The following is a 23,836-nucleotide window of genomic DNA, read 5'->3' as shown; positions in this document are numbered from 1 at the left end:
CATGCCGCACAAGGCCATGAACCAGCTCGGGGACCTCGAGCGCGCCGTCATGGACGCCATCTGGTCGGCGGTCGACGCCGGCCACCCCTCCGTGTCGGTCCGCGAGGTCCACGACGCGATCGTCGCCCGTCGAAGGATCGCCTACACGACCGTCATGACCGTCATGGGCCGGCTCGCGGACGCCGGCCTGCTCACCCAGGAGCGCAGCGGGCGGGCCTACCGCTACGCCCCGGCGAGCAGCCGCGAGGCCCTCACCGCGGCGACCATGCGCGAGCAGCTGCAGGGCATGGCCGGGGAGGACCGCCGCGCCGCGATGCTGCACTTCCTCGACGACGCCACCGCGGACGAGATCGCGGACCTCAAGGTGGCCCTCGCGCAGGTCGAGGCCCGCCACTCGGGCACCGGCGACGGCGGGTCCGGGCGCCGACCGGGGACGTCGCGCTGAGCCACGCCCTGGCGCCGGCGGCCCTGGCCGTGCTGGCGGTCCTGCTGGCCGGCCCCGCCCCGCGGGTCATGGCGCCGCTGGTGCGCTTCCGGCGCGCTCCCCTCGAGGCGCTGCTCGTGTGGCAGGCGGTCTCCCTGGCGGCGGTGCTGTCCGCCCTCACCGTCGCCCCCGCGGCCTGGGCCACGGGCGGGCCGTCCTGGTGGGGGCCGGTGGCGAGCCTCATCGGTGTCGCGGTCCTCGCGCGGCTGCTCTGGTCGGGCCACCGGGTGGGCACCGGGATCCGAGCCGACCGCCGGCGGCACAGGCGGCTTGTCGACGTCCTGGGCACCGAGCTGCCGCGCACCGCCGCCCAGGGCCCCGCGGCCGGCCACGGTGCCGAGCTGCGCGTGCTGGCGCACCCGACGCCCACGGCATACTGCCTGCCCGGGCTGCGCCGGCGGGTGGTGCTCAGCGAAGGGGCCCTGCAGGCGTTGCCGGCCGAGGAGCTGGCCGCCGTGCTGGCGCACGAGCAGGCCCACCTGCGCGCCCGGCACGACCTCGTCCTCGAGTTCTTCACGGTGCTGCACCGGTCGGCGCCGGCCCGGCTGCGCGCCCCCGAGGCCCTGCGCGAGGTGCGCCTGCTCGTCGAGGTGCTGGCCGACCGGGCCGCCCGGCGGGCCGTCGGCGAGGTACCCCTGGCGCGGGCGCTGGTCACGCTCGCGAGCGGGCACCACCCGTCCGCCGCGCTCGGGGCTGCCGACCCGGCCAGCACGTCGGCGACGCGGGCGCGGATGGAGCTGCTCACGCAGGAGGAGGCGCCACGGTGGCTGCGCGCCGTCATGACCGCCTTCGCGCTCGCCGTCCTCGCGACTCCCGTCACGCTCCTGCTCCTCGCGCTGCGCTGACCGCGGCGACGTGGGCCGCGGCCGCCGGGGGGGGGACCCGCGGGGAGGCCGCCGGGCCGCTCGGGGCGTCCTGTTGGATGGGGGCATGACCGCCTCCCGCCCCTACCGCGTGACCGTCGTCTGCACCGGGAACATCTGCCGCTCGCCCATGGCCGAGTTCGTCCTGCGCGAGCGGTTCACCGAGGCGGGGCTGGGGGACCGGGTGGTCGTCGACTCCGCCGGCACCCACTCCTGGGAGGTCGGGAACGCCGCGGACCCGCGCACGCTCGCCGTCCTCGAGCGCAACGGGCACGAGGACTTCGGCGGAGCCGACCACGTGGCCCGGAAGTTCGAGCGGTCGTGGTTCGACGAGGTCGACCTCGTCCTCGCCGCGGACTCCGGCCACGCCCGGGAGCTGCGCCGGCTCGCCCGCACCGACGCGCACCGCGACAAGATCCGCATGCTCCGCTCCTTCGACCCCGAGTCCGAGCGCGCGGGGACCCTCGACATGGACGACCCGTGGTACGGCGAGGACGAGTCCGCCTTCGACCAGACGTACGCCGAGGTGACCGCGGCCGCCGACGGGGTCGTCGAGCACGTCCGACGAGAGCTCGACCGACGCGCCTGACCACCGGGACCCGAGGGCGCGCCTGACCACCGGGACCCGAGGGCGCCCCTGACCACCGGGACCTGAGGGACAGGGGCGCCATTGCGCCCGTTCGGCCCGGTTCGGCCACGTTCGGACGCTCTCGTCCTCCTCCCTTCGGTCGGGAGTCCCTCGTCCCCACCCTCCTCGGTTCGTGTCGTCGGCAAGGGCGTTCGTACCCTCGTACCCATGCACGAGCCCCTCTCCACCGACGAGCGCGTCCTCACCCAGGAGCAGCGCCAGGAACTCGTCGACCTCATCCTGCGCGGCGGCTGGCGGCTGTCCGGGAGCGGAGCCACACCGGCCTGAGTCCGACGCCGGGCTGCTCGACGCCCGTGCGCCCTACGCCGGCCGTCCGCCGCCCGACGCCGGCGTCGCGCCGGAATAGTTGAAATCACAACTATGTTGTGAGGGCATGACCGCCACGACCACCCCGTTCGCCCTCCGCCTGACCTGGGCGCGCACCCTGTTCGACCGCGGGGACCACATCGCGGCCGCCGGCGCGCTCGCCGAGCTCGTCGCCGAGGCCCGCGAGGCCGAGGTCCTGCACGACACCACCGAGCTGCGCGTGCTGCTCGCCCGTGCCTACTTCGGCTCGGCCCAGCTCGGCCGCGCCGAGGCGCTGCTGCGCGAGCTCGTGGAGGAGCGGCCCGCGGACGGCTACCTGCACCTGCTGCTCGGTCGCACCCTGCAGCGGCAGGGGCGCCACGACGACGCCCGGCGCCACCTCGCCCTGGCCGAGGTGCTGGGCGACTACGAGCGGCCCAGCGCCTACGGTGAGCGCACGGCGCCGGCCCCGCACTGACGCCGACCTGCACCCGGACCCACGGCAACGACGCGGAGGACTCTCGTGACGGACTACGGGCACCAGCTGGAGTTCGGCATCTTCCCCACCCCTGACGCCTCGGCGGCCGACCTCGTCCTGCAGATGAGCGAGGCCGCCGACGTCAGCGGCCTGGACCTCGTGACCGTGCAGGACCACCCGTACAACGCCCGGCACCTCGACACCTGGACCCTGCTGTCGGTGGTCGCGGCCCGGACGACGACGGTGCGCGTGGCCCCCAACGTGGCCAACCTGCCCCTGCGCCCGCCGGTGGTCCTGGCCCGCAGCGCCGCGACGCTCGACCTGCTCTCGGGCGGGCGCGTGGAGCTCGGGCTGGGCACCGGCGCCTTCTGGGACGCGATCGCGGCCGCCGGCGGCCCGCGCCGCACCCCCGGTGAGGCCACGACCGCGCTCGAGGAGGCGATCGAGGTCATCCGTGGCGTCTGGTCCGGGCGCGGATCGGTCTCCGTCGACGGGGAGCACTACCGGGTCAAGGGCCTGCACGCGGGGCCTGCGCCCGCCCACCCGATCGGCATCTGGATCGGGGCGTACAAGCCGCGGATGCTCCGCCTCACCGGCCGGCTCGCCGACGGCTGGCTCCCCTCGATGGGGTATGCCGGGCCCTCCGAGCTCGCGGCCATGAACGCGGCGATCGACGAGGCGGCGCGCGGCGCCGGCCGCGACCCGGCGGCGGTGCGGCGGCTGTATAACGTCGACCCGGGGGTCGGGCCCGAGCAGCTGGCGGAGCTGGCCCTGCAGCACGGGATGTCCACCTTCATCCTGCCGGTCGCGTCGGTGCGGGACGTGCAGCGGTTCGCCGCCGAGGTGGCCCCGGCGACCCGGGAGCTCGTCGAGGACGAGCGCTCCCGCAGGGCCGCCGGCGGTGCCGACGCACCCGCTGCCGAACCGGCCGTCCGCCAGACCGTCGCCGTGCGACCGACCGACGACGACGGCGCCGCCCAGGCGCACGCAGGGGCGGGCGCGCACCTCGTCGAGGTCCACGACGGCCTGCGGGCCGAGCTGGCCCGGCTGCGCGACATCGTCGAGCAGGTGGTTGCGGGCGAGGAGCAGGCGCACCGTGCCCGCAACGCGATCAACGAGCTCACGATGCGGCAGAACAACTGGACGCTCGGGGCGTACTGCCAGCAGTACTGCCGCTTCGTCACCGGCCACCACGGCCTGGAGGACCGCTCGGTCTTCCCGCACCTGCGGCGCAGCGACCCCGACCTCGCACCGGTGCTCGACCGGCTGGAGCAGGAGCACGTCGTGATCCACGACGTGCTCGAGCAGCTCGACGACGCGCTGGTCGGCCTGGTCACCGGCGCGTCGGGCACTCCGGAGCTGCAGCGCGTCGTCGACCGGCTCTCGCAGACCCTGCTCGAGCACCTGTCCTTCGAGGAGGACGAGCTCGTCCCGGCCCTGGACCGGTACGGCTTCTACTGACGCCTCCCACCGAGGCCCGGCGCCCGGCCCATCCGCCCGGCCGTGCGACACGGCGACGGCCGGGCGTCACCGGGCGTGGGCTCAGCGGCCGCCGGTGAGCTCGCGGTCCCGCTGGGCGACACCGGCGGTGCCGTACGGGTAGTCGTCGGCCTGCGGCGCACTGACCTCCGTCAGCCGGTCGAGGTGCTCGGCCGGCACGTCGAGGTCGGCGGCGGCGAGGTTGTCGCGCAGCTGCTCCACCGAGCGCGCGCCGAGGATGACCGAGGTGACCGCCGGCTGGGCGCCGACCCACGCCAGCGCCACCTGTGCAGGGGTCGCGCCCACCGCGTCGGCGACCTCGCGCACCGCGTCGACGACGGCCCACGTGCGCTCCTGCTTGTTGCGCGGACCCCACGCCTCCATCCCGCGCTCGGGGTCCTCCCCGAGGCGCGAGGCACCCTCGGGCTGCTGGTCGCGCTGGTACTTGCCGGTCAGCCAGCCGCCCGCGAGCGGCGACCACGGCAGCAGTCCGATGCCGGCGTCGAGGCAGGCGGGCACGACCTCGTGCTCGATGTCGCGGACGAGCAGGTTGTACTGCGGCTGCAGCGTCACCGGCGGCGCCCAGCCGTGGGCGCGGGCGACGTGGACCGCCTTGGTGACCTGCCAGCCGAGGTAGTTCGAGAACCCGTAGTAGCCGATCTTCCCCGCGGCCACGGCGTCGTCGAGGAAGCGCAGCGTCTCCTCCAGCGGCGTCACCGCGTCCCAGGCGTGCATCTGGTAGAGGTCGATGTGCTCGACCCCGAGCCGGCGCAGCGAGTCGTCGAGCGCGCGGCGCAGGTGGCGCCGCGACAGGCCCACGTCGTTGGGCCCCTCACCCATGGGGAACCGGCCCTTGGTCGCTATGACGGCCTGCGCCGCCTCGGTGGGGTGCTCCTTCAGCCAGCGTCCGACGATCTCCTCGGACGTCCCCGAGCTGTAGACGTCGGCGGTGTCGAGGAACGTCCCGCCCGCCTCGGCGAAGGCGTCGAGGATCTGCCCGGAGGTCTGCTCGTCGGCCTCCGCCCCGAAGGTCATGGTGCCGAGGCACTGGGTGGAGACGACGGTTCCTGAGTTCCCGAGGGTCGTGTAGCGCATGTGCTCGACCGTATGCCGGGTGCCGGGGCGCGGCACCCCCAGCGGACGGCCGTCCCACGGACGGAGCCTTGCGGCATACCCGCTCCGGCGCTCTGGGACACTGTGGGCCATGGCCTCGCTTGCTGACGCGACCCCGCCCATCGCCCTCGGCGCCCTCGACGGCCGCTACCGCGGCGCGGTGGCACCGCTCGTCGACCACCTCTCCGAGCCGGCGCTCAACCGCGAGCGGGTGCGGGTGGAGGTCGAGTGGCTGGTCTTCCTCACCGACCACGGGGTCGTGCCCGGCGTGCGCGCGCTCACCGACGACGAGAAGACCGCGCTGCGCACCGTCGTCGAGGACTTCGGGGCTGCCGAGATCGCGGAGATGGCCGAGATCGAGCGCGAGACCCAGCACGACGTCAAGGCGGTCGAGTACTTCCTCAAGCGGCGGCTGACCGCCATCGCGCCCGCACCCGAGGACCGGGGCCTGGCCGAGCTGATCCACTTCTGCTGCACCAGCGAGGACGTCAACAACCTCTCGTACGCGCTCATGGTCAAGGGCGCGGTCGAGCAGGTCTGGCTGCCGCGCGCGACCGAGCTGGTCGAGGCGGTCGCGACGATGGCTTCGGACCTGCGCGACGTGCCGCTGCTCGCGCACACGCACGGCCAGCCGGCGACGCCGACCACGATGGGCAAGGAGCTCGCCGTCCTGGCGCACCGGCTCGGCCGTCAGCTGCGCCGGGTCCGCGCCGCCGAGTACCTCGGCAAGCTCAACGGAGCCACGGGCACCTTCGGCGCGCACCTGGCCGCCGTGCCGGGTGCGGACTGGCCGGCGCTGAGCCGGGAGTTCGTGGAATCGCTTGGGCTGCACTGGAACCCGCTCACGACGCAGATCGAGAGCCACGACTGGCAGGCCGAGCTCTACGCCGACGTCGCGCGCTTCAACCGGGTGCTGCACAACCTCTGCACCGACGTGTGGACCTACATCTCGATGGGCTACTTCGCGCAGGTGCGCGGCCAGGGCACCGTCGGCTCCTCGACGATGCCGCACAAGGTCAACCCGATCCGCTTCGAGAACGCCGAGGCCAACCTCGAGGTCTCCAACGCCCTCTTCGACGTGCTCGGCTCGACGCTGGTGACCTCGCGGCTGCAGCGCGACCTCACCGACTCCTCCATGCAGCGCAACATCGGCACCGCCTTCGGCCACTCGCTGCTCGCGCTCGACAACGTCATGCGCGGACTCGCCGGCCTCGACGCCGTGCCCGCGGCGATGGCGGCCGACCTCGACGCCAACTGGGAGGTGCTCGGCGAGCCGGTGCAGTCTGCGATGCGCGCCCTCGGCGCCCAGGGCGTGCCCGGCATGGAGAACCCCTACGAGCGGCTCAAGGAGCTCACCCGCGGTCGCCGCATCACCGGCGACGACCTGCGCGCGTTCGTGGCGGGGCTCGGGCTGCCCGACGACGTGGCCGCCCGGCTCTCGGCGATGACGCCGCAGACGTACGTCGGGGTGGCGCCGCAGCTGGTCGACCTGCTCGACGTGGACTGACCGCACGAGCCGGCCGACGGGGCCGGACGGAGGAAGGGGGACGCGGGTGGCCGCGCTGGGATGGGTGGTGCTGACGCTCGTCTTCCTGGACGAGGTGCTGGCGGCGGTGGCGGCAGGCGTGTGGGGCTCGTATGCGGGCGGCTGGGTGCTCGCGGTCCTCGCACCGGTGGTGGTGGTCGCCGTGTGGTGGGCGTTCGCGTCACCGCGGGCCCGGTGGGGCGGCCCGGTCGTGCGACCGGTGGTGAAGGTGCTGGTCTTCGGGCTGGCCTCGCTCGGGCTGTGGGTGGCCGGTCACCACGGGTGGGCGGTCGCACTGCTCGTGTTCTCCGTGGTCGTCAACGGGCTCGCCCAGCTGCCCTCGATCAGGGCCCTGGTCGACCAGCAGGAGCGGTCGCCCGCGAGCTAGGGGACCTGACCCGCTCCCGTCCCGGGTGGGTCCACGCCGAACGTCCGACGACCCCACTCCACCATGACCCCCAGGTGGGACAGCGCGGTGAGCACGCCGGCGATGCTCGTGCCGACGGGACCAGCGCCCACGGCATACGCGACCAGGGCCCCGAGCGTGCCGGCGACCATGGTGTTCACGGCGTTCATGAACATGGCGGTGCTCGCCACGACATGGCTGAACGTCGAGCGGCGGGCACCCATGAGGTACGTCTGCATCAGCCCGTCCCGGTCGTTCGTCGTGCCGGCGACGAGGTAGGGCGCGATGCCGGGGTCGAGGTCCACGTAGGCGGCGCGGAGCCGGTTCATGCCGAGCACCATGGCCGCGTCGTCGTGGCTGGCGTTGTGGACGCGGGCGGCGGTGAGGGTGCCGAGGACGAGCGAGTATGCCGCCAGCCCGATCGCCATGACCCGGAAGCCCGTCCCGAAGCCGGTCGCCTGCGCGACGAGGGCGAGGACGACGAGCGAGGCGGAGGTGACGGTGAGGTGGATCGTGATCCGGCTCATGACCTCCGACCACGTCATGCTCCGGGTGGCGAGCAGCGACCAGTGCTCGGTGGCGAGGACCTGGGCGCGCACGGACGGCGGGACGGGTTGTGCGGGTGTCGCGTCCACGGCCCCTCCTGCTCCCGGGCGCTGGCGCCGGCCAGGGGCACGTGACCGGCCTCCCCACGGTAGGACCGCGGGAGGGGGACGGGGTCGCGCTTTCGTCGTAGACGCTGTCTCCGGTTCGGGCAGCCCCCTCCCACGCGCGCCCCACCCACGCGCGTCCCACCCCACGCGGGTCTGTGCACAGACGTCCGTGTCACTGCGCGCAGATCAGATCCGTGCGCAGGAGCACGATGGTCTGTGCGCAGACGTCCGGTCAGGGGTGGCTGGAGGCCTGCGCCCGGGCATACGGTCGGGTCCGTGGCACGGTCTCGCAGGGCGACGGTGGCGGACATCGCCGCGATCGCGCTGGCCCTGCCGGAGGTCGAGGAGTCGGCTGCGCGGGGCGGGCGGCCGGCGTACCAGGTGCGCAGCCGATCGTTCGTGTGGTTCCGCGAGCCACGACCGGATGCTGTCGACGCCGAGACCGGTGAGCGGCTGGAGGACGTCGTGGGATTCCGCGTGCCCGACGCGGGTGCCAAGGACGCCTTGGTGCAGTCCGACGGGCCGTGGTTCACGACGCCGCACTTCGACGGCTACGACGCCGTGCTGCTGCGCGAGCGGGACATCGGCGAGCTGACGGTTGCCGAGCTCCGCGAGGTCATCACAGACGCGTGGCTGTCGCGCGCGCCGAAGCGGCTCGCGAAGGCGTTCCTCGAGGCGACGTAAGCCGCCTCGAGAGAGACCGCAACGACGACGCCCCGCGCCGGTCGCAGGACCGGGCGGGGCGTCGAGGTGACGTCGCGTCAGACGGTGACGGTGCCCGTCGGGGTCGCGAAGGTGACGGCGAGCAGCCCGGGGGTGCCGTGCGGTGCCACGAAGGTGAAGTCGATGACGGTGGAGGTGCCCTCCGGCGGCAGGTCCAGCCACTCGCGGACCCGGGCCGGGTCGCCGGCGATCTGCAGGCCCTCGATGGTCACCTCGGTGTGGGCGCCCACGGACGGGTGCAGGCTGCGGTCCTCCCACTGCACGAAGAACGGCAGCTGCGGGTCGGAGATGAGGCCCTTGACCCCGAGCTGGCGCCAGCGCAGCTCGACGCCGTCGGGACGGTGGCGGTTGCCCTCGACCGACTGGCGGCCGATGCGCTCCTCGACGGGCTTGATGTCGTCGACGGCGACGACCCAGCCGAGCCAGCCGCCGCCGTTCTCGGACCGGGCACGCACGGCCTGGCCGAACGGCGCCTTGTCGGAGGCGGGGTGGTCGAGCACCTCGACGACCTCGACGTAGCGGTCGTGCGCCAGCGGCAGGATCACGTTGCGAGTGCCGAACCGCGGGTGGATGCCGCCGTCGACCGGATCGACGCCGATCAGCTTCGACAGGCGTTCCGCGGTCGCCTGCAGACCGTCGTGCTCCGCCGCATACGACACGTGGTCAACTCGCATACGTGACATCGTGACACACGGCCGACAGTGCTCCTGACACGGGTGGGGTCAGTGTGACGAGGCTCCCGCGAGGCCGCGCTGGCGCACCGCCTCGTAGATGACGATGGCGGCCGATGTCGCCACGTTGAGCGAGTTCGCCTTGCCCGCCATCGGGATCCGGACCCGGTGCGTCGCGCGCTCCAGCACCTCGTCGGTGAGGCCGTACTTCTCGGCCCCGACGGCGATCGCGACGGGCCCGGTGTAGTCGACGTCGGTGTGCAGCAGGTCGGTGTCGGGAGTCGTCGCGACGAGGGCGATGCCGTGCGCGTCGAGCCACGCGAGGGTGTCGACGGTGCTGTCGCTGGCGACCGGGACGCTGAAGACGGTGCCCTTGGACGCCCGCACGAGGTTGGGGTTGCCCCAGTCCGTCACCGGGTCGGCCGCCACCACCGCGTCGGCCCCGGCGGCGTCGGCGGTGCGCAGAATCGCGCCGAGGTTGCCCGGCTTCTCCACGCCCTGGCAGAGCACGACGAGCGGGCTCGCGCCGAGCTCGAGGTCGGCGCAGGTGCGCGTCACGGCCGGGACCACGGCGAGGAAGCCGTCGGGTCCCTCGCGGTAGGCGACCTTCTCGAACGCGGCCCGCGACACCTGCACCGTGTCGACGCCCCGGCCCCGGACCTCGTCGACCACGCGGGTCTGGGTCGCCGGGTCGAGCATCAGCTCGGGGCAGTAGTAGAGGGCCTGGGGCAGGACCCCCGCGTCGAGGGCCAGCGACAGCTCCTCGTACCCCTCGACGAGGGTGCGGCCCGCCTCCTCGCGGCCGCGGCGACGGCGCAGCGCGGCGAGGGACTTCAGGCGCGGGTTGGCGGGCGAGGTGAGGTGCAGGTCAGCCATGGCGCGCCCCAGTGTGGCAGGTGCGGGTGCGTCAGGTGAGCGGTCGGTACGACTGGCCGTGGGGCCCGGACCAGCCGAGCGGTATGCCGTCCAGCGCCGTCAGGAACGGACGGGGCCCGTCCGCGGTCGAAGACGGCGGGACCGGCAGCAGTCCCGACAGCAGCGACGGGGCCTCGTTGGCGAGCCAGTGCGCGCCCAGGCCGCGCACCGTCTCCACGAAGGCGACCCGGGTGGGCGCGTCGACGTAGGCGAGCACCGCCGTGTGCAGGACCACGAGGGTCGCGCCCTCGGGGGCGCGCCGGGCGAGCGCCGGCAGGTCGGTGACGAGGTCGCCGGTCACGAGCAGCGGCGGGTCCTGCGCCGCCACGCGTGCCGCGGCGTGCAGCCTCTCGCGGCGCTCGTCGTGCTCGGGCCACACGAGGCAGTCGAGCCACCTCAGGTGGTCGGGGTCCGCGACGTCGAGCGGGTGCAGGTCCAGCCCGGCCCGCCAGGCGACCTCGGGTCGGGTGGTCGGTGGCGTGCTGTCGCCGAGCCAGCGGCACCCCAGCACCGGACCGTCGCCGTCGCCGACCACGCCGTCGCCGTAGTCGTACCGGTAGCGGTCGGGGTAGAGGCACAGACCGGCGCTCGCGCCCAACTCGAGCAGGGCCAGCGGCCCGGGCAGCGACGACAGGGCCGGCAGGAGGGTGGCGCACCGTGCCGCCTCGTTCGTCTGCGTGCTCCGCCCGCGCACCTCGCGCTCGACGTCACCCCACCGGGTGACGACCCACCGCGGAAAGGCGTCCGGGTCGTCGACCGGGGCACCCAGCAGGCGCCCCACCCCGAAGAGCAGGTTGGGCTGCCGCGTGGCCTCCGGGAGCCCGGCGAGCAGCCCGAGGACGCGCTCGTCCTGCGCCACGGCATACGCGAGCCGCTCGTAGGTGGGCGACCAGCCGGCCGCCTGCCCGCGCGCGAAGGCCCGGAAGGACTCGGCCGTGACTGCGTCCGGGAGCGGACCCGCGACGGGGCTCACACGTCGAAGCGGGCGCGGTCGACGACGACCCGGGTGACCCGGCCGTCGGCGACGAGCGTCCCCTCGTCGTCCACGGCCCGCACGTCGAACACCAGGCTGTGGCCCTCGACGACCGGCTCGTCGGCCACGACCTCGACCGCCGCGCCCACGGCGGTCGGCCTGCGGTGGGCGAGCTCGACCGACCGGCCCACGCTCGTGGAGCCGGCCGGCACGTGCGGCGCCGCCGCCTCGACCGTGGCCGCCTCGATCCACGCCAGGAGCCGCGGCGTCCCCAGCACCTCGACGTCGCCGCTCCCGAGGGCCCTGGCCGTGTCCTCGGCCGTCACGACGTGGCGCATACCGGCACGCTACCCGGCAGGGACCGCGTCATCCCTCGAGCAGGGAGAGCAGCACCGGCAGCAGGCCGTCGTCGTCCACGTGGCCGGTCACCTCGTCGGCGACCGCCTTCACCTCGTCGGGGGCGTTGCCCATGGCCACGCCGCGCGCGGCCCAGTGCAGCATCTCGACGTCGTTGCGCTGGTCGCCCACCGCGACGGTGTACCGCGGCTCGACGTCGAGGCGACGGCGCAGGATCTCCAACGCCGAGCCCTTGGAGACGCCCTCGGGGTTGAGGTCGAGCCAGGCCGAGAAGCCGACCGCGTAGTTGACCCCGTGCAGGCCGATCCGCTCCGTGAGGGCCAGGAAGTCCTCGGCGGTGCCCTCGGGTGCCCGGAAGGTCACGCGGGTCACCGGGTCGGCGACCAGCTCGTCCCACGGCACGACCCGCAGCTCGCCCTGGAGCTCGCCGTCGGGGAACGGTGCGCTCAGCTTGAACCCGACACCCAGCTCCTCGACTGCCACGACGGCGTCCGGCCACTCGACGCGCAGCAGGTTGAGCGCGGGCGCCGGGTCGAACGTGACGGCCTCCAGCACGCGGAATCCCCTGTCCTCGGCGGGATCCAGCTCGATCGTCACCGCGCCGTTGGAGCACACGGCATACCCCGTGGTGATCCCGAGCTCCTCGAGGATCGGGGTGGTCGCCACGATCGAGCGGCCGGTCGAGACGATGACGTGGTGGCCGGCGGCCACCACGTCGCGGACGGCGTCGCGGACGGCCGGCGACAGGACGCCCGCGTGGTCGATGGTGGTGCCGTCGACGTCGAGCGCGACGAGGTGGGGCTTCATGCCCCGAACCTACGGGAGCCGGACGTGGTGCGGGCGCAGGTCCGCGACGGTGGGGACGCCGAGCAGCGCCATGGTGCGCCGGACCTCGGCGGTGAGGATGTCGACCGCCCGCTGCACCCCCGCCTCGCCACCGGCCATGAGCCCGTAGAGGTAGGCGCGGCCGACCATGACGCTGCTGGCTCCGAGCGCCACCGCGGCCACGACGTCGGCGCCGGACATGACGCCCGTGTCGAGCATGACCTCCTTGTCCGGGCCGAGCGCCTCGCGGACCTCGGGCAGCAGCCGCAGCGGGACGGGCGCGCGGTCGAGCTGGCGGCCGCCGTGGTTGGACAGGACGATCGCGTCGACGCCGGCGTCGAAGACGGTGCGCGCGTCCTCGACCGTCTGGATGCCCTTGATGACGAGCGGCCCGTCCCACTGCGAGCGCACCCACTCCAGGTCGGCCAGCGTCATCGTCGGGTCGAAGAGCGCGTCGAGCAGCTCGGCGATCGTGCCGTCCCAGGAGCTGAGGCTCGCGAACGTCAGCGGCTCGGTGGTGAGCAGGTTGACCCACCACGCCGGGTGCATCGCGGCGTCCGCGACCGTGCGCACGGTCAGGGCCGGCGGGATCGAGAAGCCGTTGCGGGCGTCGCGCAGCCGGGCGCCTGCCACCGGCACGTCGACGGTGAGGACGAGCGCCTCGTACCCGGCCTGCCGGGCACGGCGCATGAGGTCCTCGCCGGCGCTGCGGTCACGCCAGACGTAGAGCTGGAACCACTTGCGGGCCTCGGGAGCCGCGGCCGCGACGTCCTCGATCGACGTCGTGCCCATGGTGGAGAGGGTGTACGGGATGCCGGTGCGCTGGGCGACGCGGGCCACCGCGCGCTCGCCCTCGTGCTGCATCATCCGGGTGAAGCCGGTCGGCGCGAACGAGAACGGCAACGCGGACGGCTTCCCCAGGAAGGACGTCGTCGTGTCGATGGCCGAGACGTCGTGCAGGATCGCCGGCCGGAACTCGAGGTTCGCGAAGGTGCCGCGTGCCCGGCGCAGGCTGATCTCGCCCTCGGCGGCGCCGTCGGTGTAGTCGAAGACCGAGCGCGGGGTGCGCCGCTTCGCGACCGCGCGCAGGTCGGCGATGGTCAGCGCGGAGTCGAGCCGTCGCCGCGTGGGGTCGAGCTGGAGCGGCTTGGGTCGCAGCAGCGGCTTGAGCTCGGACCACTTCGGCAGCTGTCGTTGCGTCACGCCATCCAACCTAACCGGGTCGCCGAAACGGGCAACGCGGAGTGACCCCATGCGAAACGGCAGTTGCCGGCACGAAACGGCAGTTCGGCAGTTCCGTTTCACGCCAGCAACTGCCGTTTTGCGGATCCACCCGGGAGCGCAAAACAGCGGTTGCTCGGCAAACCGCGGGACAACAACCCGAGTGATGCCGAGCAACTGCCGTTTTGCGGGGATGCCGCGGAGCGTCAGGCGGGGCGGAGGACCTCGAGGCCGAGGTACGGCTGGAGCGCCTTCGGCACGACGACCGAGCCGTCGGCCTGCTGGTGGTTCTCCAGGATCGCGACCATCCACCGGGTCGTGGCGAGCGTGCCGTTGAGGGTGGCGACGGCCCGGGTGCCCTGGCCGTTCGGGTCGCGCTCACGCGTGTTGAGCCGCCGCGCCTGGTAGGTCGTGCAGTTCGAGGTCGACGTCAGCTCGCGGTAGCGGCCCTGCGTCGGCACCCACGCCTCGCAGTCGAACTTGCGCGCCGCCGGACCACCGAGGTCGCCCGCCGCCGTGTCGATGACGCGGTAGGGGACCTCGATCTTGGCGAGCATCTCCTTCTCCCAGCCGAGCAGCCGCTGGTGCTCCGCGGCGGCGTCCTCGACCCGGCAGTAGGTGAACATCTCGACCTTGTGGAACTGGTGCACGCGGATGATGCCGCGGGTGTCCTTGCCGTACGACCCGGCCTCGCGGCGGTAGCAGGCCGACCACCCGGCATACCGCTTCGGCCCCGCCGACAGGTCGAGGATCTCGTCGGCGTGGAAGCCGGCGAGCGCGACCTCCGAGGTGCCGGTGAGCCAGAGGTCGTCGTCGGCGAGCCGGTAGACCTCCTCGGAGTGCTTGTCGATGAACCCCGCACCCGCCATGACGTCGGTCTTGACCAGCGTCGGGGTGATGACGGGGGTGAACCCGTGCTCGACGGCCTGCGCGATGCCCATGTTCAGCAGCGCCAGCTCGAGCCGCGCGCCGACCCCCGTGAGGAAGTAGAACCGCGAGCCCGAGACCTTGGCGCCGCGCTCCATGTCGACTGCGCCCAGCATCTCGCCGAGCTCGAGGTGGTCGCGGGGCTCGAAGTCGAAGGTCGGCACCTCGCCGACCGTCTCGAGCACCTCGTAGTCGTCCTCGCCGCCGACCGGGACGCCCGGCTCGACGACGTTGCCGATCTGCCGGATGAGGGTGCCGAGCTCCTCCTCGGCGGCATCGGCGTCGGCCTGCAGCGACTTCACCTGGGCCGCGATGTGCTTGGTCTTCGTCAGGAGGGCGTGCTTCTCCTCGCCCTGCGCCTGCGCGACCTGCTTGCCCATCGACTTCTGCTCGGCCCGCAGCCGCTCGAACTCGGTGAGGCTGGCCCGCCGGCGGTCGTCCGCGGACAGCACCGCGTCGACCACCCCTTCGTCCTCGCCACGGGCGCGCTGGCTCGCGCGGACCCGGTCGGGGTCCTCGCGCAGGAGCTTGATGTCGATCACCGGGTCAGCCTAGCGAGCGGCCCGCAGGCGTCCGCCACGTGATTCCCCGTTGCCCCGCGTGCGCGTCGGGTCCGATCCTGTCGGGTATGCCGTCCGCCGCCACCCTGGGCACGTTCGCCCTCGCCGCCACCGCGCTGATCCTGCTGCCCGGCCCCGCGATGCTGTTCCTCATCTCGCGCGGGATCGGTCAGGGCAGCCGTCGCCTGGCGCTGGCGTCGATGGCGGGGATCGAGACCGCGACGGCCCTCATGGTGGTCGCGACGGCGTTCGGCCTGTCGGCCGTCATCAGCGCCTCGGTCGTCGCGTTCTCGGTCGTGAAGTACGCCGGCGCGGCATACCTGCTGTGGCTGGCCGTCCGCGAGTTCCGCAGCCGCGGGCACTTCGCCCTCGACCGCGTGCCGGTGACGAACCCGCGCCGTGCGTTCGCGGACGCGTTCCTCGTCGGCATCACCAACCCCAAGACCGCGGTGTTCTTCGTGGCGTTCTTCCCGCAGTTCCTGCACCGGGAGTCCGGACCGGTGTGGTCGCAGGTCCTCGTCCTCGGCGCGATCTTCGTCGTGATCGGCGCGGTCTTCGACAGCGTCTACGCGCTCAGCGCCGGCGGCATCGGCCAGTGGCTGGCCCGCCACCCGCGTGCGGTCGAGCGGCAGAAGTACGTCTCCGGCTCGATCTTCCTCGTCATGGGTGGCGCGGCCGCCCTCACCGGGCACCCGCAGAAGGCCTGAGCGCTCGGGCGCCTCAGCGGTCGGCGACGCTGGGGACGACGCCCACGTCGACGAGGTGGTGCGCGAGGTCGTGCAGCATGTACTGGCCCAGGGTGAGCACGGTGAAGTGCGAGCCGTTGCTGCGCAGGCCGGTCCGCTGCCAGGCGTCCCCCTCGACCTCCTCGAACGCCCGGCACGCGGCCACGGCTGCCTCGACGAGCTCCTCCGCGACGACCGCGGGGTCCTGCTCGGGGTAGTGGCCGTCCAGGGCAGCCTCATCCTGGTCCCAGTTGGCGAACCGGGCGCCGTCCTCGGCGAGCATCTGCCGCACCCGACCCTCGAAGACGCGGCACACGTCGCGGACGTGGCAGGCGTACTCCAGCGGCGACCACACGTCCGGCCGCGGCCGGTCCCGCACGTCCGGGCGCTCGAGCACCGAGCGCCACGGCGCGGTCAGCGACAGCACCTGCTCGGCCACCTGGGGAGCGGTGACGGCGGCCGCCTCGAACCCGCACTCCGGGCACGGCTGCTCCAGCGTCCAGGTCCAGTCCTTGGTGTCCGGCGGGACGGGACCGGACACTTCGGGCACGGCGTCCGGGGAGGGCTCGCGAGAGGCGTCGGGGGAGGCGTCCATGCCGCCACGGTACGGGCAGCACCCCCTCCTACCCTGGGGTAGCGTCTGCCCGTGCTCCAAGAACATGCCGGATGGGTGGTCGTCGGCGCGATCGTCGTCGTGCTCCTCGCCGCCCTCGGCATCGCTGCCTGGTCGAGCGAGCGCAGCAGCCGCCGGCGCGGCGCCCACCGGGCCCGTCGCTGGGACCGCCGACCGCACCGCAACGAGTTCCGACCGGAGGGCACCGTGACCGAGGCACCCCGTCGTCGGGTCGCGATCATCGTCAACCCGACGAAGTTCGACGACCTCGACTCGGTCAAGGAGCACGTCACCCGCGAGGTCGTGACCCACGGCTGGGCCGAGCCGCTCTTCATCGAGACGACGGCCAAGGACACCGGCCGCGGCCAGGCCGAGCAGGCCCTGCGCGAGGACGTCGACCTGGTCTGCCCGCTCGGCGGCGACGGCACTGTCCGGGCGGTGGCCGAGGCCCTCGTCGGCACGGACACCCCGCTCGGCCTGCTGCCCGGCGGCACCGGCAACCTGCTGGCGCGCAACCTCGACCTGCCGTTCGACGACCTCGACGACGCCCTCCGGGTCGCCCTCACGGGCCAGAACAAGCGGATCGACGTCGGCCGCCTGACCGTCGACACCAGCGGTGAGGACCAGCGGCCCGAGACCCACGTCTTCCTCGTCATGGCCGGCTTCGGGTTCGACGCCGCGATCATGGCCGACGCCCCGGAGAAGCTGAAGGCCAAGGTCGGCCCCGCGGCATACATGGTCTCGGGCACCCGCAACCTGCGCGGGCCGCAGTTCAAGATCCGCGTCAAGGTCGACGACAACGAGGAGATCACCCGCCGCGCGCGCACCGTGGTGGTGGGGAACGTCGGCAAGCTCCTCGGCGGCCTGGTCCTGATGCCGGAGGCCGAGCCTGACGACGGCCACCTCGACGTCGTCATCCTGTCGCCCAAGGGCATCGTCGGCTGGGCGGCCGTGGCCGGCCGGGTCCTCACCCAGCGGCGCAAGGGTCACGAGCGCGTCGACCACCACACCTGCCAGGAGATCCGCGTCCGCGCGGACCGTCCGCAGGAGGCCCAGGTCGACGGCGACACCATCGGCAAGGCGCGTGCCATCTCCGCCGAGATCGTCCCCCACGCCCTCGTCGTCCGGGTCGGTTCGGCCGAGTGATGCAGACCGCCACCGCGGCCCCCGCCTCCGCCAGCCGCTCCCGGGTGGTGCGGCTCGGCCGGGGCGCGCTGGCGATGGTCCTGTTCGCGGTGCCGTTCGTGCTGATCGGGTATGCCGTGCGGCAGAAGTTCGACCCGCTGATCCACCTCGACAACGCGATCGCGAACCACGCCACGGACGCGACCCGCGCGGCCGGGGCCGCGGGCCCGCTGCTCGTCCTGCAGGCCGTGAGCCAGCCGTGGGTCCTCTACATCGCGGCGACCCTGGTCTGCCTCTGGGCCTGGCTGGCGAAGCAGCTGCGCAACCGGGCGCTGTGGGCGTTCGTCACGATGATGGTGGGCTGGAACCTCGCCCTCGTGGCCAAGCTCGTCGTGCAGCGCGCCCGGCCGGTCATCGAGGACCCGATCTCGCACTCGCCGGGCTACTCGTTCCCCTCCGGCCACGCCGCCAACGTCGCGATCATCGCGACCGCGATGGTGTTCCTGGTGTGGCCGCTGCTGTCGGAGGCGGGGCGGCGGGTCGTGACGGCCGTGGCGATCGTCGTGGTCCTCGTCGTCGGTCTGGACCGCATCTTCCTGGGGGCGCACTTCGCCTCGGACGTGGTTGCCGGGTGGATTCTCGGTGTGGGCACTACCTTCTCCTCATGGCTCGGATTTCTCGGCAGGACCTCACCCAGCTCGTCACCCGGGCCGTCGCACCCGGCGTAGTCGTCTGGGCGGCGATCGTCGGCTTCGGCTTCCTCATCACCGGACCCCTCAAGGGCCTGTCGACGAGCGAGGAGTCGGTCAACAAGACCCTCGCCTCGGACCGCACCAAGACGTGGAACACCATCACGATGTTCTGGTCCCACATCGGCAACACCGAGTACGTCATCGCGGTCTGCATCCTCGTGTCGCTCATCATCCTGTGGCGCACCAAGGACCTGCTCTTCAGCCTCGTGCCGGTCATCGCGATCTCGTTGCAGGCCACCATCTTCGTGCTCGCGACGCTGGTCATCGGGCGCCCGCGGCCCAAGGTCAGCCACCTCGACCCGGCGCCCCCGACGTCGAGCTACCCGAGCGGCCACGTGGGTGCGTCGACGGCGCTGTACCTCGCGTTCGCGCTGTTGGCACAGCGGATCGAGCGCACCTGGCTGCGCGTGCTGACGACGGTCGTGTGCCTGCTGCTGCCGCTGCTGGTCACCTACGCGCGGCTCTACCGCGGGATGCACCACGTCACCGACGTCGCGGTGGGCATGCTCAACGGCATCATCTGCGCCGTGCTGGCCTACGCCTGGTACCGCCACCGCGCGCAGGAGCGCAGCGGGGCCGGCGAGCGGGTGCGCGACGCGGCCCGCTCCGTGACGACCTCCTGACGGGTACGCGCCCCCGGGGCGAGCCCGGCATACCGCCGAGCCCGTGCAGCCCGCCCCGCCCGGTGCCATGATCGACGACGTGCCGCAAGCGACGCCGCCCCGCCCGCAGACGATCTCCTACCCGGCTACGGAGCGGGTGACGAGCCGCAGCCCGCTCGAACCCGTCGACCCCCACGTCATCGTCCTCTTCGGCGCGACGGGCGACCTGGCCCGGCGCAAGCTGCTCCCCGGCCTGGCCTACCTCGTCACGAGCGACCTCGCCCCCGACATCCGGGTCGTCGGCACGTCGCTGGAGGACTTCGACGACGCCGGGTTCCGCGCCTTCGCCAGGCAGGCGATCGACGAGTTCGGCTCGCACAGGCTGTCGGCCGAGCAGTGGGACGCCTTCGACGACCGGCTCGTCTACGTGCCGCAGAGCGCGGGCCCGGACCGGCTGGCGCAGGCGGTGAAGGAGGCCGAGCAGCAGCTCGGCCCGCAGACGCTGCGGCTGCACTACCTCTCGGTGCCGCCGAAGGCCGCCGTCGCGGTGCTGCAGATGCTGCGGGAGGCCGACCTCGTCGACCGGGCCCGCGTGGTCATGGAGAAGCCGTTCGGCACCGACCTCGCGAGCGCCATCGCCCTCAACAACACCGTGCACGAGACGTTCGCCGAGGAGCAGGTCTTCCGGATCGACCACTTCCTGGGGAAGGAGGCCGCGCAGAACATCCTGGCCTTCCGCTTCGCCAACGGCCTGTTCGAGCCGATCTGGAACCGCAACTTCATCGACCACGTGCAGATCGACATCCCCGAGACGCTCGGGCTGGACCAGCGGGCCGGCTTCTACGAGTCGACCGGCGCGTACAAGGACATGGTCGTCACGCACCTGTTCCAGGTCATGGCGTTCGTGGCCATGGAGCCGCCGACCGCCCTGGAGCCGCGGGCGATCTCGGAGGAGAAGAACAAGGTCTTCCGGTCGCTGCTGCCGATCGACCCGGACCAGGTCGTGCGCGGGCAGTTCGCCGGGTACACCAGCCTGGACGGGGTCGCCCCCGACTCCGACACCGAGACGTTCATCGCCCTCAAGGTCGGCCTCGACAACTGGCGCTGGGCGGGTGTGCCGTTCTACCTGCGCACCGGCAAGCGGATGGCCGAGGGCGCCCGGATCATCTCGATCGCGTTCCGCGAGGCGCCGCGGTCGATGTTCCCGCACAACTCCGGGGTCGGTTCGGCCGGGCCGGACCACCTCACGTTCGACCTGGCCGACGAGTCCAAGGTGTCGCTGTCGTTCTACGGCAAGCGTCCCGGGCCGGGCATGCGGCTGGAGAAGCTGTCGATGCAGTTCTCCACCGAGGAGACCGAGCGCGCGGCCGACGTCCTCGAGGCGTACGAGCGGCTCATGCTCGACGCGATGCGCGGTGACCACACGCTCTTCACGACGGCCGAGGGCATCGAGTCGCTGTGGGAGCGGTCGCAGCCGCTGCTCGACGACCCGCCCGAGTCCAAGCCCTACCCGGTCGACTCGTGGGGCCCCAACGCGATCCACCAGCTCATCGCGCCACACGCGTGGCGGCTGCCGTTCGAGCGCGCCTGGCGCGAGAAGAAGTAGTCCGCAAAACGGCGGTTGCTTGGCATACCGCGGGACAACAACCCGAGTGTTGCCGGGCAACCGCCGTCTTGCGAGGAAACCCGGGGTCAGGCGTCGCCGGTGCGCAGGGCTCGCAGCCAGGCGCGGGCGCTGCCGAACGCCTCGTCCGTCGTCGTCGGGCTGACCTGCACCGCCGCACCGTGCGCCGCCGGGTAGCTGCCGAGGAACCGGACCTCGGCGCAGACCCGCTTGAGCCCGAGCAACGCCTCGCCGACGCGCTCGTCGAGCACGTGGCCCTCGATGTCGATCGAGAAGCAGTACGAGCCCATCGACGCCTTGGTCGGCCGGGACTCCAGCCGCGACATGTTGATCCCGCGCACCGCGAACTGCTCCAGCAGCTCGAGCAACCCACCCGCGTGGTCGTCACGCTGGAACAGCACGAGCGTCGTCTTGTCGGCTCCCGTGCGCTCCGGCAGCTGACCGGGCCGGGCCACCATGACGAACCGGGTCACCGCGGCGGCGTTGTCGCCGATGCCCTCCGCGAGGACCTCGAGGCCGTGGTTGCTCGCCGCGACGGGGGCACAGACCGCCGCGTCGTATGCCGGCCGCTCACCGGCGGTGGGGCCGCGGCCCCCGCCCGAGCCCGGACCGCCGTCCCGTGCGTCCGGGTCGCCGCTCGGGTCGCCGTGCAGCGCAAGGCCTTCCGCGGCCGAGGCCGTGGAGAGGGTCGGCACGTAGGCGGCGTCCGGCAGGTGCTCGCCCATCCAGCCGCGGACCTGCGCCCAGGCGTGGCTGTGGGTCCCGACCGCGCGCACGTCCGACAGGGCCGTGCCCGGTCGGGCGGCCAGCACGAACGTGATCGGGACGAGCACCTCGGCGGTGACGACCAGCGGGTCGCCGCTCGCCAGGGCGTCGAGGGTCGCGCTGACACCGCCCTCGACCGAGTTCTCGATCGGCACCATCGCGCCGTCCACCTCGCCGGAGCGCAACAGCGCGAGCGCCTGGTCCACCGACCCGCAGGGGCGGTGGGTGGCCCCCTGCGACGGCGCCCACGCGGCCAGCGCCATCTGGGTGAACGTGCCCTCGGGGCCGAGGTAGGCGTACGTGGTCATGGGTCGACCCTCTCGGATCCGGTCGGGTGGCCGCCTGCTGTGGCCACCTCGCGGACGGTGTGCCGGACACCGGCCAGCGTAGGGCTGCCACGCGGATAGGGTCGACGCGCCATGGAACTCGACCTCGCCACCATCGCCATCGTCTTCGCCGCCATCTTCGTCGTGGAGCTGCCGGACAAGACGTTCATCGCCACCCTCGTGCTCGCGACGCGGTTCCGCCCGCTGTTCGTGTGGATCGGGGTGTCGCTGGCGTTCCTGGTCCAGACGCTGGTGGCGGTCGTCATCGGCGGCCTGCTCGCCAACCTGCCCAAGCGGCCGGTGGAGGTCTTCGCTGCACTGATGTTCCTCGCCGGCGGGTTCATCCTGCTGCGCGGTGCGAAGAAGGCCGACGAGGAGGAGAAGGAGACCGAGGAGGAGTTCGCGCACAAGGGCGCCGCGACGGCCGTCGGCCTCAAGGCGATCGCGGTCTCGTTCTCGGTGCTGTTCCTCGCCGAGTGGGGCGACCTGTCCCAGCTGCTCACCGCGAACATGGTGCTGCGCTTCCACCAGCCGCTGTCGGTCTTCCTCGGCGCGTTCCTCGCCCTGGCCACGGTGTCCGCGCTCGGTGCCGTGATCGGCCGGGCGCTGCTGGCCCGGGTGCACCTCACGACCATCCGCCGGGTGGGCGGCGTCGTCTGCCTGCTGCTCGCCGCGCTGACCACGCTGGAGATCTTCGGCGTCGTCACCGCCCCCCACGCCTGAGCCGCCCCCGTCACGGAGGTCTGCGCACAGACCAGCGTGTCAGTGCGCAGGGAGCGGATCACTGCGCAGTGGCACGGGAGTGTGTGCACAGACGCGCGGGGGTATGCCGGGGAGCCGGTGCGCCGCGGAGAGCGCTCGGCTGCGCGCGGAGCGGATCAGAGCGCAGTCACACGCTGGTCTGTGCGCAGAGCTCCGTGCTCGACGGGCTCGTCGCCGTCGGTCGTGCCGGGCTCGCGCAGGTGCAGCGCCCACCACAGCAGGCCCAGCGCCATGAGCGAGCCGAAGGTGTCGGCGTTCTGCAGGACGCGGCCGATCCAGCGCGGCCACTCCGGGTGGTTGAGCCAGGAGATGCCCCACCACGGCATACGGCACAGGAAGAAGCCGGTGATCGCGGCCGCCGCCCAGATCCGGCGACGGTCGCGCAGCGGGTCCGCCCCGAGCACAGCGAAGACGACGACCACCATCCAGTGCAGGTGGTGGATCCAGGCGACGGGCGACAGCAGCACGGCCATCAGGCCGACGGCCGCGACCTCGCTGATCGAGTCGCCGGCCCGGTACGCGCGACGCGCCAGCCGGAACCCGACGGTGCCCACGATCGCCACGAGCACGAGCCACAGGACGTTGCCGGCCAGGCCGTCGGGGCCGACCCGGAGCAGGAAGCCGCGGATCGACTGGTTCGACGTGCCGGCGTTGGGCCCCAGCCGGGTCGGGTCCTGCAGCGCCCCGCCCCAGAACGCGAACGAGGCCTCCGGCAGCAGCACCCACGACCCGATCGTCACGACGACAGCCGTCACCACGGCGGTGATCGCCTCGCGCCAGCGCCGGTTGACCAGGTAGTGCACGACGAAGACGCCGGGCGTGAGCTTGATCGACATCGCCAGGCCGACGAGCACCCCCGGCGGGACGCGGCGCAGCACGCCGGGCCGGGGACGGCGCAGGTCCATGAGGCAGGCCAGCACCATGAACGCGTTGACCTGCCCGAACCGGATGCCGTCGGACACCGGGTGCAGCCAGATCATCGGTGCCGTGAACAGGGCCAGGGCGATCGGCATCCACGGGCCTGTGCGGTGCAGCAGGCGCCACCCGGCGTACCAGACGATGGCGGTCGTGGCCGCGACCTGGGCGAGCGTCCACAGCCAGCCCACCGCCCCGAACGGGAGAAACGCGAGCGGGATCGCGAGCACCGCCGCGAACGGTGGGTAGGTGAACGGCAGCAGCTGGGGCGACTCGGTCATCGCGGAGTACACCGGGCGCCCGGTGAGGATGGAGACCCCCGCCTCGCGGTACACCTCGACGTCGACCTGCCACTGGTCCACCGGCCAGTAGACCAGGTAGCGCAGCACCGGGATGGAGGCCGCCAGGAGCACCAGCACGACGGCCAGGGTCCACCGGGCTCGGGCGGGCCAGGCGGCGATGCGGCGCAGGGAGGTCACACCCGCATTCTGTCGTGTGCCCCGACCCGTAGCCTGTACGG

General features: G+C 73.0%; 26 protein-coding genes. 14 read left to right on the top strand and 12 right to left on the bottom strand.

The window, feature by feature from the left end; translation table 11 throughout:
• Window position 1 precedes the first annotated feature (1 nt).
• From RKE38_RS08960 to RKE38_RS08940, 5 genes are all read left to right on the top strand, one after another.
• Window positions 2-445, top strand: coding sequence for a BlaI/MecI/CopY family transcriptional regulator (locus RKE38_RS08960; RefSeq protein ID WP_316007088.1), 444 nt, complete (start codon window positions 2-4; stop codon window positions 443-445).
• 29 nt (window positions 446-474) lie between these two features.
• A complete protein-coding gene (locus RKE38_RS08955; RefSeq protein WP_316007087.1) occupies window positions 475-1,329 on the top strand; it encodes a M56 family metallopeptidase in 855 nt (284 codons plus the stop codon).
• A gap of 85 nt (window positions 1,330-1,414) precedes the next feature.
• Window positions 1,415-1,936 (top strand): low molecular weight protein-tyrosine-phosphatase, encoded by a 522-nt coding sequence (locus tag RKE38_RS08950; RefSeq protein ID WP_316007086.1) that lies wholly within the window; start codon window positions 1,415-1,417, stop codon window positions 1,934-1,936.
• A 433-nt stretch (window positions 1,937-2,369) separates the two neighbouring features.
• On the top strand, window positions 2,370-2,759 hold the full coding sequence (locus tag RKE38_RS08945; protein WP_316007085.1) for a tetratricopeptide repeat protein: 390 nt from the start codon (window positions 2,370-2,372) through the stop codon (window positions 2,757-2,759).
• Between the two features lie 45 nt (window positions 2,760-2,804).
• Window positions 2,805-4,220, top strand: a complete 1,416-nt coding sequence (locus RKE38_RS08940; RefSeq protein WP_316007084.1) for an LLM class flavin-dependent oxidoreductase — start codon at window positions 2,805-2,807, stop codon at window positions 4,218-4,220.
• An 81-nt stretch (window positions 4,221-4,301) separates the two neighbouring features.
• Here the strand turns inward: RKE38_RS08940 and RKE38_RS08935 are convergent, their stop codons facing one another.
• Window positions 4,302-5,333 (bottom strand): aldo/keto reductase, encoded by a 1,032-nt coding sequence (locus RKE38_RS08935; RefSeq protein WP_316007083.1) that lies wholly within the window; start codon window positions 5,331-5,333, stop codon window positions 4,302-4,304.
• 109 nt (window positions 5,334-5,442) lie between these two features.
• Between RKE38_RS08935 and purB the strand changes: the two genes are divergently transcribed.
• Window positions 5,443-6,858 (top strand): adenylosuccinate lyase, encoded by a 1,416-nt coding sequence (purB, locus tag RKE38_RS08930; protein WP_316007082.1) that lies wholly within the window; start codon window positions 5,443-5,445, stop codon window positions 6,856-6,858.
• Window positions 6,859-6,904: 46 nt separating this feature from the next.
• A complete protein-coding gene (locus RKE38_RS08925; protein WP_316007081.1) occupies window positions 6,905-7,264 on the top strand; it encodes a DUF2568 domain-containing protein in 360 nt (119 codons plus the stop codon).
• On the opposite strand, the gene RKE38_RS08920 is transcribed toward RKE38_RS08925, so the two are convergent.
• Window positions 7,261-7,917, bottom strand: a complete 657-nt coding sequence (locus RKE38_RS08920; RefSeq protein ID WP_316007080.1) for a hypothetical protein — start codon at window positions 7,915-7,917, stop codon at window positions 7,261-7,263. The two genes, RKE38_RS08925 and RKE38_RS08920, sit on opposite strands and share 4 nt — an antisense overlap.
• A gap of 294 nt (window positions 7,918-8,211) precedes the next feature.
• On the opposite strand from RKE38_RS08920, the gene RKE38_RS08915 reads away from it, so the two are divergent.
• Window positions 8,212-8,619, top strand: a complete 408-nt coding sequence (locus tag RKE38_RS08915; protein ID WP_316007079.1) for an MmcQ/YjbR family DNA-binding protein — start codon at window positions 8,212-8,214, stop codon at window positions 8,617-8,619.
• A 77-nt stretch (window positions 8,620-8,696) separates the two neighbouring features.
• Here the strand turns inward: RKE38_RS08915 and RKE38_RS08910 are convergent, their stop codons facing one another.
• From RKE38_RS08910 to serS, 7 genes are all read right to left on the bottom strand, one after another.
• Window positions 8,697-9,332, bottom strand: a complete 636-nt coding sequence (locus RKE38_RS08910; protein WP_316007078.1) for a VOC family protein — start codon at window positions 9,330-9,332, stop codon at window positions 8,697-8,699.
• 48 nt (window positions 9,333-9,380) lie between these two features.
• Window positions 9,381-10,205 (bottom strand): RNA methyltransferase, encoded by an 825-nt coding sequence (locus tag RKE38_RS08905; RefSeq protein WP_316007077.1) that lies wholly within the window; start codon window positions 10,203-10,205, stop codon window positions 9,381-9,383.
• 31 nt (window positions 10,206-10,236) lie between these two features.
• Window positions 10,237-11,217, bottom strand: coding sequence for a DUF2332 domain-containing protein (locus tag RKE38_RS08900; RefSeq protein WP_316007076.1), 981 nt, complete (start codon window positions 11,215-11,217; stop codon window positions 10,237-10,239).
• Window positions 11,214-11,555 carry a thioesterase family protein gene (locus RKE38_RS08895; RefSeq protein WP_316007075.1) on the bottom strand — a complete coding sequence of 114 codons (342 nt, stop codon included), beginning with the start codon at window positions 11,553-11,555 and terminating at the stop codon, window positions 11,214-11,216. The genes RKE38_RS08900 and RKE38_RS08895 overlap by 4 nt, the downstream gene beginning before the upstream one ends.
• 28 nt (window positions 11,556-11,583) lie before the next feature.
• Window positions 11,584-12,381, bottom strand: a complete 798-nt coding sequence (locus RKE38_RS08890) for an HAD family hydrolase (protein ID WP_316007074.1) — start codon at window positions 12,379-12,381, stop codon at window positions 11,584-11,586.
• 9 nt (window positions 12,382-12,390) lie between these two features.
• Complete coding sequence (locus tag RKE38_RS08885) at window positions 12,391-13,602, bottom strand: alpha-hydroxy acid oxidase (RefSeq protein WP_316007073.1); 1,212 nt, start codon at window positions 13,600-13,602, stop codon at window positions 12,391-12,393.
• 224 nt (window positions 13,603-13,826) lie between these two features.
• Window positions 13,827-15,089 (bottom strand): serine--tRNA ligase, encoded by a 1,263-nt coding sequence (gene serS, locus RKE38_RS08880; protein WP_316007072.1) that lies wholly within the window; start codon window positions 15,087-15,089, stop codon window positions 13,827-13,829.
• Between the two features lie 86 nt (window positions 15,090-15,175).
• Here serS and RKE38_RS08875 point away from each other — a divergent pair, with 86 nt between their 5' ends.
• A complete protein-coding gene (locus tag RKE38_RS08875; RefSeq protein ID WP_316007071.1) occupies window positions 15,176-15,814 on the top strand; it encodes a LysE family translocator in 639 nt (212 codons plus the stop codon).
• 13 nt (window positions 15,815-15,827) lie between these two features.
• Here the strand turns inward: RKE38_RS08875 and RKE38_RS08870 are convergent, their stop codons facing one another.
• Window positions 15,828-16,427: a DinB family protein gene (locus tag RKE38_RS08870; RefSeq protein WP_316007070.1), complete on the bottom strand. Its 600-nt coding sequence runs from the start codon at window positions 16,425-16,427 to the stop codon at window positions 15,828-15,830.
• A 51-nt stretch (window positions 16,428-16,478) separates the two neighbouring features.
• Here RKE38_RS08870 and RKE38_RS08865 point away from each other — a divergent pair, with 51 nt between their 5' ends.
• The 4 genes from RKE38_RS08865 to zwf all read left to right on the top strand — a co-directional run bounded on the left by RKE38_RS08865 (window position 16,479) and on the right by zwf (window position 20,530).
• Window positions 16,479-17,591 (top strand): diacylglycerol/lipid kinase family protein, encoded by a 1,113-nt coding sequence (locus tag RKE38_RS08865; protein WP_316007069.1) that lies wholly within the window; start codon window positions 16,479-16,481, stop codon window positions 17,589-17,591.
• Entirely contained in the window at window positions 17,591-18,298 is a 708-nt protein-coding gene (locus RKE38_RS08860) for a phosphatase PAP2 family protein (protein ID WP_316007068.1), read from the top strand. The genes RKE38_RS08865 and RKE38_RS08860 overlap by 1 nt, the downstream gene beginning before the upstream one ends.
• Window positions 18,235-18,945, top strand: a complete 711-nt coding sequence (locus tag RKE38_RS08855; RefSeq protein WP_316007067.1) for a phosphatase PAP2 family protein — start codon at window positions 18,235-18,237, stop codon at window positions 18,943-18,945. Before RKE38_RS08860 ends, RKE38_RS08855 begins: the two co-directional genes overlap by 64 nt.
• Before the next feature lie 67 nt (window positions 18,946-19,012).
• A complete protein-coding gene (zwf, locus tag RKE38_RS08850; protein ID WP_410055455.1) occupies window positions 19,013-20,530 on the top strand; it encodes a glucose-6-phosphate dehydrogenase in 1,518 nt (505 codons plus the stop codon).
• Window positions 20,531-20,616: 86 nt separating this feature from the next.
• On the opposite strand, the gene RKE38_RS08845 is transcribed toward zwf, so the two are convergent.
• Window positions 20,617-21,621, bottom strand: a complete 1,005-nt coding sequence (locus RKE38_RS08845) for a prephenate dehydratase (protein WP_316007065.1) — start codon at window positions 21,619-21,621, stop codon at window positions 20,617-20,619.
• A gap of 111 nt (window positions 21,622-21,732) precedes the next feature.
• Here RKE38_RS08845 and RKE38_RS08840 point away from each other — a divergent pair, with 111 nt between their 5' ends.
• A complete protein-coding gene (locus RKE38_RS08840) occupies window positions 21,733-22,362 on the top strand; it encodes a TMEM165/GDT1 family protein (protein ID WP_316007064.1) in 630 nt (209 codons plus the stop codon).
• 155 nt (window positions 22,363-22,517) lie between these two features.
• Here the strand turns inward: RKE38_RS08840 and RKE38_RS08835 are convergent, their stop codons facing one another.
• Window positions 22,518-23,795, bottom strand: a complete 1,278-nt coding sequence (locus tag RKE38_RS08835) for a glycosyltransferase 87 family protein (protein ID WP_316007063.1) — start codon at window positions 23,793-23,795, stop codon at window positions 22,518-22,520.
• Between the last annotated feature and the right edge of the window lie 41 nt (window positions 23,796-23,836).

This window comes from Phycicoccus sp. M110.8 (assembly GCF_032464895.1).
Taxonomy (GTDB): domain Bacteria; phylum Actinomycetota; class Actinomycetes; order Actinomycetales; family Dermatophilaceae; genus Pedococcus.
The sequence above is the reverse complement of the archived record's forward strand: the minus strand, read 5'-3'. Positions and strand labels throughout refer to the sequence as shown.

Bases quoted from the DNA above. Each gene is read 5' to 3' on its own strand.
- RKE38_RS08840 (WP_316007064.1), top strand. From the start codon at position 21,733: ATGGAACTCGACCTCGCCACCATCGCCATCGTCTTCGCCGCCATCTTC.
- RKE38_RS08935 (WP_316007083.1), bottom strand. From the start codon at position 5,333: ATGCGCTACACGACCCTCGGGAACTCAGGAACCGTCGTCTCCACCCAG.
- RKE38_RS08860 (WP_316007068.1), top strand. From the start codon at position 17,591: ATGCAGACCGCCACCGCGGCCCCCGCCTCCGCCAGCCGCTCCCGGGTG.
- RKE38_RS08875 (WP_316007071.1), top strand. From the start codon at position 15,176: ATGCCGTCCGCCGCCACCCTGGGCACGTTCGCCCTCGCCGCCACCGCG.
- RKE38_RS08845 (WP_316007065.1), bottom strand. From the start codon at position 21,621: ATGACCACGTACGCCTACCTCGGCCCCGAGGGCACGTTCACCCAGATG.
- RKE38_RS08895 (WP_316007075.1), bottom strand. From the start codon at position 11,555: ATGCGCCACGTCGTGACGGCCGAGGACACGGCCAGGGCCCTCGGGAGC.
- RKE38_RS08910 (WP_316007078.1), bottom strand. From the start codon at position 9,332: ATGCGAGTTGACCACGTGTCGTATGCGGCGGAGCACGACGGTCTGCAG.
- RKE38_RS08855 (WP_316007067.1), top strand. From the start codon at position 18,235: ATGGCTCGGATTTCTCGGCAGGACCTCACCCAGCTCGTCACCCGGGCC.
- RKE38_RS08870 (WP_316007070.1), bottom strand. From the start codon at position 16,427: ATGGACGCCTCCCCCGACGCCTCTCGCGAGCCCTCCCCGGACGCCGTG.
- RKE38_RS08890 (WP_316007074.1), bottom strand. From the start codon at position 12,381: ATGAAGCCCCACCTCGTCGCGCTCGACGTCGACGGCACCACCATCGAC.
- purB (WP_316007082.1), top strand. From the start codon at position 5,443: ATGGCCTCGCTTGCTGACGCGACCCCGCCCATCGCCCTCGGCGCCCTC.
- RKE38_RS08905 (WP_316007077.1), bottom strand. From the start codon at position 10,205: ATGGCTGACCTGCACCTCACCTCGCCCGCCAACCCGCGCCTGAAGTCC.
- RKE38_RS08950 (WP_316007086.1), top strand. From the start codon at position 1,415: ATGACCGCCTCCCGCCCCTACCGCGTGACCGTCGTCTGCACCGGGAAC.
- zwf (WP_410055455.1), top strand. From the start codon at position 19,013: ATGATCGACGACGTGCCGCAAGCGACGCCGCCCCGCCCGCAGACGATC.
- RKE38_RS08960 (WP_316007088.1), top strand. From the start codon at position 2: ATGCCGCACAAGGCCATGAACCAGCTCGGGGACCTCGAGCGCGCCGTC.
- RKE38_RS08945 (WP_316007085.1), top strand. From the start codon at position 2,370: ATGACCGCCACGACCACCCCGTTCGCCCTCCGCCTGACCTGGGCGCGC.